The organism is Pseudomonas glycinae (assembly GCF_001594225.2).
GTDB lineage: Bacteria > Pseudomonadota > Gammaproteobacteria > Pseudomonadales > Pseudomonadaceae > Aquipseudomonas > Aquipseudomonas glycinae.
This window is the reverse complement of sequence record NZ_CP014205.2, coordinates 374294-387313: the sequence shown is the minus strand read 5'-3', so window position 1 is coordinate 387313 and position 13020 is coordinate 374294. Positions and strand designations below refer to the sequence as shown.

At 57.9% G+C, this 13020-nt stretch carries 10 protein-coding genes, 5 tRNA genes and 2 pseudogenes; 11 read left to right on the top strand and 6 right to left on the bottom strand.

The window, feature by feature from the left end; translation table 11 throughout:
- Positions 1-126 precede the first annotated feature (126 nt).
- The 7 genes from alaS to AWU82_RS01785 all read left to right on the top strand — a co-directional run bounded on the left by alaS (position 127) and on the right by AWU82_RS01785 (position 5093).
- Complete coding sequence (gene alaS, locus AWU82_RS01815) at positions 127-2751, top strand: alanine--tRNA ligase (RefSeq protein ID WP_064383619.1); 2625 nt, start codon at positions 127-129, stop codon at positions 2749-2751.
- A gap of 90 nt (positions 2752-2841) precedes the next feature.
- A complete protein-coding gene (locus AWU82_RS01810) occupies positions 2842-4083 on the top strand; it encodes an aspartate kinase (RefSeq protein ID WP_007951048.1) in 1242 nt (413 codons plus the stop codon).
- A gap of 186 nt (positions 4084-4269) precedes the next feature.
- The gene (gene csrA / locus AWU82_RS01805) at positions 4270-4458 is read left to right on the top strand and encodes a carbon storage regulator CsrA (RefSeq protein WP_002554426.1); all 189 of its coding nucleotides are present in this window, start codon (positions 4270-4272) and stop codon (positions 4456-4458) included.
- A 62-nt stretch (positions 4459-4520) separates the two neighbouring features.
- A tRNA-Ser gene (locus tag AWU82_RS01800) sits at positions 4521-4611 on the top strand.
- 107 nt (positions 4612-4718) lie between these two features.
- Positions 4719-4795: transfer RNA gene (locus AWU82_RS01795), tRNA-Arg, on the top strand.
- Between the two features lie 72 nt (positions 4796-4867).
- A tRNA-Arg gene (locus AWU82_RS01790) sits at positions 4868-4944 on the top strand.
- Positions 4945-5016: 72 nt separating this feature from the next.
- A tRNA-Arg gene (locus tag AWU82_RS01785) sits at positions 5017-5093 on the top strand.
- A 19-nt stretch (positions 5094-5112) separates the two neighbouring features.
- Here AWU82_RS01785 and AWU82_RS01780 read toward each other — a convergent pair.
- On the bottom strand, positions 5113-5631 hold the full coding sequence (locus AWU82_RS01780) for a hypothetical protein (protein ID WP_064383617.1): 519 nt from the start codon (positions 5629-5631) through the stop codon (positions 5113-5115).
- A 320-nt stretch (positions 5632-5951) separates the two neighbouring features.
- Between AWU82_RS01780 and mgtE the strand changes: the two genes are divergently transcribed.
- A complete protein-coding gene (gene mgtE / locus AWU82_RS01775) occupies positions 5952-7394 on the top strand; it encodes a magnesium transporter (protein WP_064383614.1) in 1443 nt (480 codons plus the stop codon).
- A 118-nt stretch (positions 7395-7512) separates the two neighbouring features.
- On the opposite strand, the gene AWU82_RS01770 is transcribed toward mgtE, so the two are convergent.
- Positions 7513-7839 carry an Arc family DNA-binding protein gene (locus AWU82_RS01770; RefSeq protein ID WP_003178899.1) on the bottom strand — a complete coding sequence of 109 codons (327 nt, stop codon included), beginning with the start codon at positions 7837-7839 and terminating at the stop codon, positions 7513-7515.
- Between the two features lie 389 nt (positions 7840-8228).
- Between AWU82_RS01770 and phnN the strand changes: the two genes are divergently transcribed.
- A complete protein-coding gene (gene phnN / locus AWU82_RS01765; RefSeq protein ID WP_064383613.1) occupies positions 8229-8798 on the top strand; it encodes a phosphonate metabolism protein/1,5-bisphosphokinase (PRPP-forming) PhnN in 570 nt (189 codons plus the stop codon).
- On the opposite strand, the gene AWU82_RS01760 is transcribed toward phnN, so the two are convergent.
- Positions 8773-8952 carry a PA3371 family protein gene (locus AWU82_RS01760; RefSeq protein WP_064383611.1) on the bottom strand — a complete coding sequence of 60 codons (180 nt, stop codon included), beginning with the start codon at positions 8950-8952 and terminating at the stop codon, positions 8773-8775. The two genes, phnN and AWU82_RS01760, sit on opposite strands and share 26 nt — an antisense overlap.
- Before the next feature lie 20 nt (positions 8953-8972).
- Complete coding sequence (locus AWU82_RS01755; protein WP_064383609.1) at positions 8973-9200, bottom strand: hypothetical protein; 228 nt, start codon at positions 9198-9200, stop codon at positions 8973-8975.
- 283 nt (positions 9201-9483) lie between these two features.
- Between AWU82_RS01755 and AWU82_RS01750 the strand changes: the two genes are divergently transcribed.
- Positions 9484-9560, top strand: a tRNA-Arg gene (locus tag AWU82_RS01750).
- A gap of 55 nt (positions 9561-9615) precedes the next feature.
- On the opposite strand, the pseudogene AWU82_RS29440 reads toward AWU82_RS01750, so the two are convergent.
- Together AWU82_RS29440 and AWU82_RS29435 are read right to left on the bottom strand one after the other, a co-directional pair.
- Positions 9616-10209: pseudogene (locus AWU82_RS29440) on the bottom strand (methyl-accepting chemotaxis protein); the annotation flags it as partial.
- Positions 10210-10521: 312 nt separating this feature from the next.
- Positions 10522-11256 (bottom strand): annotated as a pseudogene (locus AWU82_RS29435) (MCP four helix bundle domain-containing protein); the annotation flags it as partial.
- A 363-nt stretch (positions 11257-11619) separates the two neighbouring features.
- On the opposite strand from AWU82_RS29435, the gene AWU82_RS01740 reads away from it, so the two are divergent.
- Positions 11620-13020, top strand: a complete 1401-nt coding sequence (locus AWU82_RS01740; protein WP_064383605.1) for a cytochrome c — start codon at positions 11620-11622, stop codon at positions 13018-13020.

Genomic DNA, 13020 nt, shown 5'->3' with positions numbered 1-13020 from the left:
ACCGTTTCTATCGTATAAACACGCTGTACCCCGCGCGCAGGGCCGATATAATGCGGCCCTTTGCCGTCGTTTCGTCTGTTGACGTTTCGTACAGGCCTTTGGCCGCAGCCTCCGTGGAAGAACCTAATGAAAAGCGCAGAAATCCGTGAAGCCTTCCTTCGCTTCTTCGAAGAGCAAGGCCACACCCGTGTAGCCTCCAGCTCTTTGATTCCGGGCAACGACCCAACCCTGCTGTTCACCAACGCGGGGATGAACCAGTTCAAGGACTGCTTCCTGGGCCAGGAAAAGCGCGCGTACACCCGCGCCGTCTCCAGCCAGAAATGCGTGCGCGCCGGCGGCAAGCACAACGACCTTGAAAACGTCGGTTACACCGCCCGTCACCACACCTTCTTCGAAATGCTGGGCAACTTCAGCTTTGGCGACTACTTCAAGCGTGATGCCATCACCTACGCCTGGAACTTCCTGACCTCCGAGAAGTGGCTGAACCTGCCGAAGGAAAAACTGTGGGTCACCGTCTACGCCAGCGATGACGAGGCTTACGACATCTGGACCAAGGAGGTCGGTGTGCCGGCCGAGCGCATGGTGCGCATCGGCGACAACAAGGGCGCGCCATACGCCTCCGACAACTTCTGGACCATGGGCGATACCGGCCCGTGCGGTCCTTGCACCGAGATTTTCTACGATCACGGCGCCGATATCTGGGGCGGCCCACCGGGCTCGCCGGAAGAAGACGGCGACCGTTACATCGAGATCTGGAACAACGTGTTCATGCAGTTCAATCGCACCGCCGATGGCGTGTTGCATCCGCTGCCAGCCCCGTCGGTGGACACCGGCATGGGTCTTGAGCGGATCAGTGCCGTGCTGCAGCACGTTCACTCGAACTATGAAATCGATCTGTTCCAGAGCCTGCTGGCCGCATCGGCCAAGGCGATCGGCTGCAGCAACGACAATCAGGCTTCCCTGAAAGTCGTGGCTGACCACATTCGTTCCTGCGGCTTCCTGATTGCCGACGGCGTGTTGCCGTCCAACGAGGGTCGCGGTTATGTGCTGCGCCGGATCATCCGTCGCGCCTGCCGTCACGGCAACAAGCTGGGCGCCAAGGGCACCTTCTTCTACCAGATCGTTGCCGCACTCGTGGCCGAGATGGGCGAAGCGTTCCCGGAACTGAAATCCCAGCAGGCGCACATCGAGCGCGTACTGAAAGCCGAAGAAGAGCAATTCGCCAAGACCCTGGAACAGGGCCTGAAAATCCTTGAGCAGGATCTGGCCGAGCTCAAAGGCGACGTGGTTCCAGGCGACGTGGTGTTCAAACTCTACGACACCTACGGTTTCCCGATGGACCTGACCGCGGACATCGCCCGCGAGCGCAGCCTGACCATCGACGAAGCCGGTTTCGAGCGTGAAATGGAAGCCCAGCGCGTCCGTGCACGTTCCGCCAGCTCGTTCGGTCTGGACTACAACAGCCTGGTCAAGGTTGACGTCGACACCGAGTTCACCGGTTATTACGCCACCAGCGGTTCGGCGAAAGTCGTTGCGCTCTATAAAGATGGCCAGTCCGTGGACGTCTTGAGTGAGGGGCAGGAAGGCGTTGTGGTGCTGAACCAGACGCCGTTCTACGCCGAATCCGGCGGCCAGGTTGGCGATTGCGGTTACCTGCAGGCCGGCAACAGCCGTTTCGACGTGCGCGACACCACCAAGACCGGCGGCGCATTCCTGCACCACGGCGTACTGGCGTCGGGCAGTCTGATCGTTGGCGCACCCGTGGAAGCCCACGTCGAAGCCGACGTGCGTCACGCCACTTCGCTGAACCACTCGGCCACTCACTTGCTGCACGCTGCATTGCGCAAAGTGCTGGGCGACCACGTTCAACAGAAAGGTTCGTTGGTCGACAGTCAGCGCCTGCGCTTTGACTTCAGCCACTTCGAAGCGATCAAACCGGAGCAGATCAAAGCGCTGGAAGACATCGTCAACGCCGAGATCCGCAAGAACTCCGCCGTTGAAACCGAAGAAACCGACATCGAAACCGCCAAGCAGAAAGGCGCGATGGCGCTGTTCGGCGAGAAGTACGGCGACAACGTGCGCGTGCTGAGCATGGGCGGTGATTTCTCCGTCGAGCTGTGCGGCGGTATCCATGCCAACCGTACCGGTGACATCGGTCTGCTGAAAATCATCAGCGAAGGCGGTGTGGCATCGGGCGTGCGTCGTATCGAAGCAGTTACCGGCGCTGCGGCTCTGGCTTACTTGAACGCTGCTGAAGAACAACTCAAGGAAGCGGCGAGCCTGGTCAAGGGCAGCCGCGACAACCTGATCGACAAGCTGTCGGCGGTGCTGGAGCGCAACCGTGCGCTTGAAAAGCAGCTCGAGCAGTTGCAGGCCAAGGCCGCTGCTGCCGCGGGCGACGATCTGTCGGCCTCGGCCGTGGACGTCAAGGGCGTGAAAGTGCTGGCCGTGCGTCTGGATGGTCAGGACGGCAAGGCGCTGCTGGCGCTGGTCGATCAGCTGAAAAACAAACTCGGCCGCGCAGTGATCCTGCTCGGCAGTGTCCATGAGGAAAAGGTCGTACTGGTTGCAGGCGTAACCAAGGACCTGACTGGCCAACTCAAAGCCGGTGATTTGATGAAGCAGGCTGCTGCGGCAGTGGGCGGGAAGGGCGGTGGTCGTCCGGACATGGCGCAGGGCGGCGGTGTCGACGCCGGCGCACTGGATGGCGCACTGGCGCTGACCGTTCCATTCGTCGAGCAGGGTTTATAAGACGGCCCGTCGGGCCCGCAGTCTAGTGGCGGACCCGGCGGCTGTTCGAGTGATTATTGGGCGCCCTTCATGGGCAGAGGCGGCTTTGAAATGGCTTTGATCGTACAGAAATTTGGAGGCACCTCGGTCGGCACTGTCGAGAGAATCGAGCAGGTCGCCGACAAGGTTAAGAAATTCCGCGATGCCGGCGATGACCTGGTGGTTGTGCTGTCTGCAATGAGCGGCGAAACCAACCGTCTGATCGATCTGGCCAAGCAAATCAGTGGCGAAGATCAACCGGTTCCGCGCGAGCTGGACGTGATCGTTTCCACCGGTGAGCAGGTGACGATCGCCCTGTTGGCCATGGCGCTGATCAAGCGCGGTGTACCGGCGGTGTCGTACACCGGCAACCAGGTGCGGATCCTGACGGACAGCGCGCACAATAAAGCGCGTATCTTGCAGATTGATGACCAGAAGATTCGCGGTGACCTGAAAGCCGGTCGCGTGGTGGTGGTCGCCGGTTTCCAGGGCGTCGACGAGCACGGCAACATCACGACCCTGGGTCGTGGCGGTTCCGACACCACCGGCGTGGCGCTGGCCGCTGCGCTGAAGGCTGACGAATGCCAGATCTATACCGACGTCGATGGTGTCTACACCACTGACCCGCGCGTGGTATCGGTGGCTCAGCGTCTGGACAAGATCACCTTCGAAGAGATGCTGGAAATGGCCAGCCTCGGTTCCAAGGTGCTGCAGATCCGCGCGGTGGAGTTCGCCGGCAAGTACAACGTTCCGCTGCGCGTACTGCACAGCTTCAAGGAGGGTCCGGGCACCCTCATTACTATTGATGAAGAGGAAACCATGGAACAGCCGATCATTTCCGGCATCGCTTTCAACCGCGATGAAGCCAAGCTGACCATCCGTGGCGTGCCAGACACCCCGGGCGTGGCGTTCAAGATTCTCGGCCCGATCAGTGCCGCGAACATCGAAGTCGACATGATCGTGCAGAACGTCGCGCACGATAACACCACCGACTTCACCTTCACCGTGCACCGCAACGACTACCAGTCCGCGCAAACCGTGCTGGAAAACACCGCTCGCGAGATCGGTGCCCGTGAAGTGGTTGGCGATACCAAGATTGCCAAGGTCTCGATCGTCGGCGTCGGCATGCGTTCCCACGCAGGCGTGGCCAGCCGCATGTTTGAGTCCCTGGCAAAAGAAAGCATCAACATCCAGATGATCTCGACCTCGGAAATCAAGGTTTCCGTGGTGATCGAAGAGAAGTACCTGGAACTGGCCGTGCGCGCCCTGCACACGGCTTTCGAACTCGACGCTCCGGCCCGTCAGGGCGAGTGATGCGTTGTCTGAAGGGCGCGGTCTGACCGCGCCCTTTATTTTTTGAATGGCGCGAGCCCCGAACTGTTCTTTTGCTCGCGCTGGTCAATACTCAGGCATGTAGGGCTACGATCGCTCCGGTTGTAGGTCGGGTGCCTTTTTTTTGCAGACTGTTGTCCCTGAAATGATTCGCGTGAGGAGAAAGGTATGCTGATTCTGACTCGTCGGTGCGCAGAAAGCCTGATTATCGGTGATGGCGAAATCACCGTGACCGTGCTCGGCGTTAAAGGAAATCAAGTGCGTATCGGCGTCAACGCCCCGAAAGAGGTGGCCGTGCACCGTGAAGAAATCTATCTGCGTATAAAGAAAGAGAAGGACGAAGAACCAAGCCATTAATTTTTATCGATTTTTATGTTTGCAAACGGGGAAGAAGGTGGTTAATATACGCCCCGTGTTGCGGAGAGCTGGCCGAGTGGCCGAAGGCGCTCCCCTGCTAAGGGAGTACACCTCAAAAGGGTGTCGGGGGTTCGAATCCCCCGTTCTCCGCCATTATTTGCTTAGTACGTTGTAATCTGGATTTTTCTGTAAGTTGTTGAAATTTATAGAAAAAGTGGTTGGAATAAAGATTAGACGGGCTATAATGCGGCGCAACAAATGCACTCGTAGCTCAGCTGGATAGAGTACTCGGCTACGAACCGAGCGGTCACAGGTTCGAATCCTGTCGAGTGCACCATTTAAGAGTCAATTGCAGCGATGTAAATGACTCGGCTTCAACCAGTTGTGATCTGGTCTAAAAACACAGAATGCACTCGTAGCTCAGCTGGATAGAGTACTCGGCTACGAACCGAGCGGTCACAGGTTCGAATCCTGTCGAGTGCACCATTTAAGAGTCAGTTGCAGCAATGCAAATGACTTGGTTACAGCCAGTTGTGGTCTGGTCTAAAAACACAAATTGCACTCGTAGCTCAGCTGGATAGAGTACTCGGCTACGAACCGAGCGGTCACAGGTTCGAATCCTGTCGAGTGCACCATATACCGAAAAGCCCGCGTTTAACGCGGGCTTTTTGCTGTCCGGGATTTGGCTTTTCCCGTCACGCATCCTTTCTCATCAAAATCGATTTGAGCACTGCGGCCCCGCTTGAGGTCGTAACGATAACTCGTTGCCGAATTGCGGATGCTTACCTTGTCGGGTTTGCCGAGGGCGCTTTCCACATCCTGTTGGCTCATGCCGGCGATGATTCGTTGATTGATGATTGCCTCGCGCTTCTGTCGCGCGTCGATCAGATCTCCACATTTATCGTGAGTGCGACCGACGACGGCCATTTCTCTTTTTCTGATATTCATACCCGATGTTTCTTCGTGCCGGGCTTCGGGTATCAGTGTCACGGTCGAGCCGGGCGAATAGGGGTGCACTTCCTGCAATGAAAGGTGTTCATCGTTCGCACAGCTCAATGTGGTGAACGTGACGCTGCCATCAGAAGCTTCGCAGCGATGAAGTGTGGTTGTGCTCCCGATGGTGGGCAGGCAGAGCAGAGTGGTCAGCATGAATCGGGATGTTTTCGATGGCATTCGGCGTCCTCCATGACGATCCTGTTCAAGCGTAGCCGGCAGTTTTTTCACTGGCGGTGTGTTTTCTTTTCAGGATGAGTCGTCGCACTGTGAAGGATCAGGACAGCGCTCAGCTTTGTCTCGCAAGCGCTTGTTTCAGCCACGATTTTTTAACGTTTAAAACCGTCAGGCGGTGTATCATTGCGCCCGTCAGCCCCGCCGGGGCTTATGGAAAACCTCCATGGACTTACCCAGTAGTTATTCAGTAACCCGTTTCACCAATCATGAATTGACTGATTGATCCTTCCGGCGTGCCCCGCTGCTGGGAGTGGAGTTCGCCTATGTCCGAAATCGAAGTAAAGAAAACACAGGAAAGCCTGCAGGATCGCCTGGCTCAGGTGGTCGAGCTGCTGCAGCGCCAGCGGGTCGTCGAAGACCTGACTCATCGCCAGGAAGGCCCGCATCATGACCGGGTCGAGAACCTGGTCCACCGGCAAAACCTCGTCGAGTTGCAACGCAAGCTCGATGATCTGCACTCCGCCGACGTCGCCTACATTCTTGAAGCCCTGCCGCTGGACGATCGTCTGACGCTCTGGCAACTGGTCAAGGCCGATCGCGACGGCGACATTCTTCTCGAAGTATCCGATTCCGTCCGTGAAACGCTGATCGCCGACATGGACGATCATGAGCTCCTGGCTGCGGCCAGGGACATGGATGCCGACGAACTTGCTGACCTGGCCTCCGAGCTGCCGCGAGACGTCGTCCATGAGCTGATGGAGACTCTGGATCAGCAGCAACGCGAGCGTGTGCGTTCGGCGCTCTCCTATGACGAGGAGCAGGTCGGCGCGCTGATGGACTTCGAGATGGTGACCATCCGTGAGGATGTCAGTCTCGAAGTGGTTCTGCGTTACCTGCGTCGCCTGAAAGAGCTGCCGGGCCATACCGACAAACTATTCGTGGTCGACTACGACGGCGTGCTCAAGGGCGTGCTGCCAATCAAGCGTTTGCTGGTCAATGACCCGGAGAAACAGGTTTCCGAAGTCATGGCCAGTGATCCGGTGAGTTTTCACCCGGATGAAGACGCCTACGACGCCGCTCAGGCGTTCGAACGTTACGACTTGATCTCTGCCCCCGTGGTCGACAAGAACGGCAAGCTGATCGGCCGTCTGACCATCGACGAAATGGTCGACCTGATTCGTGAGGAGAGCGAAAGCGAAGTTCTCAACATGGCCGGTCTGCGTGAAGAGGAAGACATTTTTGCTTCGGTCTGGAAATCCCTGCGCAACCGTTGGGCGTGGCTGGCAATCAATCTGATCACGGCATTCGTCGCATCGCGGGTGATCGGTCTGTTCGAAGGTTCGATCGAGAAGCTGGTGGCCCTGGCGGCGCTGATGCCGATCGTGGCGGGCATTGGCGGCAACTCCGGCAACCAGACGATCACCATGATCGTTCGTGCCATGGCGCTCGATCAGGTCAGCACTGGCAACACCTCGCGCCTGATGCGCAAAGAGCTGGCCGTGGCGTTGATCAATGGCCTGGTCTGGGGTGGGGTGATCGGTGTGGTGGCTTACTTGCTGTATGGCAGCTGGTCGCTGGGCGTGGTGATGACCGCTGCCATGACGTTGAACCTGCTACTTGCCGCTTTGATGGGGGTGTTGATCCCGATGACTCTGGCGAAGATGGGCCGCGATCCGGCGATGGGTGCAAGTGTGATGATCACGGCCATGACTGACAGTGGTGGCTTCTTCATCTTCCTCGGGTTGGCGACGATTTTCCTGCTCTGACCGACTGCATAAAAAAACAGCCCGCCAATTGGCGGGCTGTTTTTTGTCTGTGAGAAGCCCCAATTGCGGGCAAAAAAAAAAGCCAGCATTCATGCTGGCTTGAGATGTTCGGTTTGACTCAGGATGCGTCTGCGGCCATTTCGGCGTCGTGGGCGATCAGAGAAACCAGCGCGTTCTGCTGGCGATGGGAGAGTTGACGGAAGCGTTGCAGCAGCTCGCGCTCGTGCAGCGACAGCTCCGGGCTGTCCAGGCGCATGCTCAGCTCTTCGCCCAGTGCACCTTCCTGAATAAGACTCTGCTCAAGGCGCGCAATGATCTCGGAGTTCATGCTGCGATGATGATTGCGAGCCACCTCGGCAATGCGTTCACGCATTCCGTCTGGCAGACGTACGACGAACTTGTCAGCCGTACGGCTGGAATAAATTGCCTGTTTCAATGGGCGCATATATTTAACCGGTTAGTTCAGGGGAGCGGTTCTCGGGATTGGCCGCAGGATGTGTGGTAGGACAAGCATCCGCGCCAAATGGTTCAACCTGAATTGTTAAGAGGCGCGCATCATGCCTCAAAATTGCCAGATCATTGGCGTCAATTCTGTGACAAATATTGATCCGGGTAAAGGCGTAATGCCAGCACCAATTATCAGAAATGCGGACTGGTTTGAAAAGAAAGCATCAGTCCGTATTGCTGACCGCGTCCTGAAACACGTTGACTGATGCCCGAGGGCGTCAGAACGTGCATGCTATGCGGGTTGAATCGTTGTTCCTTACCTTGTACAGGATAGTGGCAAATGGCCGATTTACTAGGGGCAAATGCCCGCCGGAGGGCGTTTTCAGGATGGATGGCAGGCTGATTTACCTTATGGGGCCTTCCGGCTCCGGCAAGGACAGTCTGATCGAGGCTGCGCGTGAACCCTTGCGGGCGTTGAACTGCGAAATCATCAGGCGAGTGATTACCCGTTCGGCTGAATCCGTGGGCGAGGATGCGATCGGCGTGACGCCTCAGGAGTTCGAGCAACGTCAGCGCGCCGGCGAGTTTTCGCTGGCGTGGGAGGCCAATGGTCTCGCCTATGGTATTGCGGCGGAAATGGATGAATGGTTGAAAGCCGGGAAACACGTCCTGGTGAACGGCTCTCGGGCGAACCTTCGGCAAGCGCTGGAAAGCTACCCGACGCTGGTGCCGGTGTTGTTGACGGTGCGAGATAACGTCTTGCGGGAGCGTCTGCTCCGGCGTGGCCGGGAGACGCTTGAACAGATCGATGCGAGACTCGCCCGTAACGCGCTGTTCAAGGACCGGCGTTCAACTGACAGCCCTGTGCATCTGATCGACAATTCGGGTGACCTGGCGGATGCGGTCAATCAGCTGCTGAAGCTGGTCAGGGTCAGCGCAGTACAGGATCAAACTTGATCTTGCGCCCGGCCACCAGCGCCAATACGAACAGCGTCGAAAACACGCCGCACCCGATCAGAGGCAGGGATATTTCGGTTTCCTCGAACAGCGAAAAGTGCCCGAGGCCACTCAATAAGGCGAGGATCAGAAATCCTGCGGCTGACTTGGACATGCTGTACTCCTGAAGATATTTCAAAAAACCAGACGTTCAGTCGACTGCGCCGGCAACACCTGTTCAGACTCGCTGACCGCTTGCGGGGCGGAGCGCTGATCGCTCAATACCGCCCATTGGGGCGTTTTCTGCACTTGCAGGTAATGTGGCATGCGCCCGGCCACTTTCTCGTTGTCCTCGGGGAGGAAGTGAAAGCCCACGAGAACAGCCAGTGCGATTACGTTTGCGAGGACGAGGGCGCTGTTCATGAGACGAGTCTCCGAATGTTCTTTTATAGAACCGGTAAAGCAGCCGCCGTGCCAATAGTCTAACTGCTGTTAAGTCCTTTAAAAACAAGCATTTAAATGGATTTTTAGAAGAGGGCGCATTGCATTCTGCAATGATGGCGTTTTGCGGAGATGCAAATTGCACGGTAAAACGTCCGGCACCCTTGCAAGACGCCTGCCTACACTTAAAAAGCCCTGCGGACGACATGACAAATCAGGGCCCGACCGTTAACATGCACGCCGTCTGTCGCACCGACAGCCCTGTGTCCCAGTAGCTCAATTGGATAGAGCATCCCCCTCCTAAGGGGAAGGTTGGCAGTTCGAACCTGCCCTGGGACACCATCTATTGAAAAGCCCCGCGCAGAGTGATCTGGCGGGGCTTTTTGTTGTCGCCATTTTATAAGCGGAAGCGACTGACCATCGTGTTGAAGGACGCCGCCAGGTTGGACAGTTCCTGGGTCGAAGCGCTGGTCTGATGCGCACCTGCCGCCGTTTGGGTGGACAGATCCTGGATGTTCACCAGATTACGATCCACTTCGCGAGCGACGTGTGCCTGTTCTTCCGAGGCCGTGGCGATGACGAGGTTGCGATCATTGATCTGCGAAATGCCGTCGGCAATCAGCTCCAGTGCCTGGCCGGTCGCTTGCGCCAGTGACTGGGTTTCGCTGACCAGCGCCTGGCTTTTCCCCATGGCGCCGACGGCTTCGTCTGCACTGTTACGCACGTCGTTGATCATGCCTTCGATTTCCCCCGTCGAAGCCTGGGTCCTTGCCGCCAGGGCTCGTACCTCGTCGGCGACCACGGCGAAACCTCGACCTTGCTCACCCGCGCGTGCAGCCTCGATGGCGGCGTTAAGCGCCAGAAGATTGGTTTGCTCAGCAATTCCCCGGATCACATCCAGCACCTTGCCGATGTCTCGAACTTTCTCCGCCAGGTCCTTGACCATGGTGGTGGAGGTGGCGATTTCCGTGGTTGCATGGTTGATCGCGGCAACGGCGTTTCGCGCTTGATCGCGTCCATTGCTGGCTTCCCGGCTGGTGGTCTGGGAGGCCTCGGAGGTGGATACCGCATTGCGCGCGACTTCCTCCACGGCGGAGGTCATTTCCGTGACAGCGGTCGCTGCCTGCTGGATCTCGTCGTTCTGACGGATCAGACCACGGCTTCCGTTGTCGGTGACGGCGGTGAGTTCTTCGGCAGCTGAAGCCAGTTGATCTGCCGCGTTGGCGATCTGCTGAATAGTGCCTTTCAGACTGCCCTGCATCTCGGCCAGGGCCGTGAGCAACTGACCGGCCTCGTCGCGGCCGGTGCTGACGATGTTTTGAGTCAGGTCTCCCCCAGCGATGCTTCGGGCGCTTTCAACGGCTTTGGAGATGGGGCGGCTGATCAGTCGGCTGATGAACAGGCCGAGCAAAATCGCAGCGACGAAGGCCAGCACGATGCCGATGTACAGCGACGTCTTGGCGGACGACTCCGTCAGAACCGATCGCTTTGCGGCTTCGCTGACTTGCATATCGTTGGAGTTGGTCATGATGGTCAATTCGTCCATGACGACGCGGTAGTTTTTCTGCAGATCGCCGAGCAGCAATTCGCGGCCGTTTTCCAGGTCCCCGGCCTTCATCAGGGCCAGATACCTTTGCACGATCGCCTGGTAAACGGGCCAGGCTTTTTCCATTCGGTCACCTGCTGCACGTTCGTCGTCGGCAAGCTTGGTTTTTCGATATTCGGCAAAGGCTTTTTCACTCGCCAACTGGTTCGCGCTCATCGAGGCGAGGAATTCGTCTTTGGTGCTCTGTGGCAGATTGGCCGCAGTGGCGACGTAAAGCCGATACATGTCACGGGTCTGTCCGACGGCCTTGATTTTGGTCTGCGCGATGTTGGCGACAGCGACAAGGTTGTTGCCGAACACCGATCTGAGGCTCGCCGATAGCTCGGTCACTCCCCGGCTTCCCAGCAGGCCCACCCCCAGGGTGATGAAGGCGCACGCGGCGAAGGCCGTGATCAATTTCGTGGAAAGTCTTGCGTCATTCAACCAACTCATAAGGGCATCCTGCTGACGTGTGGGGTCGGGACAATATCGAGTGCAGCTCGTAAGAAAATGGCGTGTCGTCGTACATCTTTCGGCTGCGGAGACCACAACTGTAGGGTTACCAGTTGTTTCTCACGTAAATATATTCTGCATGAAATCCCTTGTAACTATCGGTTTAGAGCACTCAGCACATACATACAAAAGATGGCACTTGGCCTTTTCTATTTATTGCCAAGTGTTACATTGTGTGGAATATTCCAAAAAATACGTACGACATCGTACCTCTTCGTTCTTGTCGCTCAAGATGACGAGGACACTGTGTTCGTGATTTCCAGAACCGTGAAAAAAAGAACGAAGCAGCCTAGGGTAGGACTCATGTCGCGTCGCATTGATAAAGGGAAATGCAAGGGGTACGCCTTTGCCGGATGGGTGACGCTGTTGATCGCCACGGCCGGGGCAGCGCATGGCGAGGGGCTCGACAGCACCGCGTCGGTGGGCAAGCGTCTGGCGGTAGCGGCTGACTGTGTGGCTTGCCACACGGCGCCAGGCGGCGAGGCTTTTGCGGGCGGCTATCCGCTCAGTTCGCCGATGGGCACGATCTACTCGACCAACATCACGCCTTCGAAAACGGCGGGTATCGGCAATTACACCTCAGAGCAATTCGCCCGCGCGGTGCGTGACGGGGTGGCGGCCGATGGCACTCGGCTTTACCCAGCGATGCCCTACACCTCTTATTCGAAGATGACCGACAGCGACATTGCTGCGCTCTACGACTACTTCATGCACGAAGTGACGCCGGTCGATACGCCGAACCAGAAAACCGCACTGGATTTCCCGTTCAATATCCGTGCATCGATGATTGGCTGGAACGCGCTGTTCCACAGCAAAACACGCTTCACGCCGGATCCGGCCAAGTCCGCCGAGGTCAATCGCGGCGACTATCTGGTCAACGGCCTGGCTCACTGCGACACCTGCCACACGCCGCGCAATGTCCTGATGGCGGCCGACAGCGCAAAACCGTTGGCCGGCGGATCGCTGGGCAGTTGGTATGCCCCCAATATCACCTCCGACAAAGTCAGCGGCATCGGGGCCTGGTCAAGTGACGAGATCGTGGCCTATCTGCGTACCGGACACGTCGAGGGCAAGGCTCAGGCGGCGGGGCCGATGGCCGAGGCGGTGGAGAACAGTCTGCAGCATCTGAGCGATGTGGATCTCAAAGCCATCGCGGCCTACCTGCTGCAGACCACGCCGATCAAGACCGGGGAGAGCAAGGCCCGGCACGAGTACGGTCAGGCTTCGGTCGACGAATTGACGCTGCGCGGAGGCAAACCCGGGGACAACCCGGGCTGGCACGTTTTCAGTGGCACTTGCGCCAACTGCCATCAGCCGAACGGTCAGGGCACAAGGGAATACCCATCGCTTTTTCACAACACTGCCACCAGTCGCAGCGACAACCTGATCGCGGCCATCGTGTATGGCGTGCATCGTGAAGTCGACGGTGTGGCCATCGACATGCCGGGTTTCGGCCCTGACGCGCTGTTCACCGACCGCCTGAACGACCAGCAGATTGCCGATGTCAGCAACTACGTGCTGTCGCGCTACGGCAATGCCGACGCGGTTGTCACCGCCGCCGATGTGGCACAGGTACGCAACGGTGGGCCCCAGGCGCCACTGGCAGTGATGGCGAAGTTTACGATCCCGGTCATCATTCTCGTGTGCTTGTTGATCGGTCTGGGCGCATGGGCCTTGATTGCACGTCGGCGCAAGGAGGCCTGA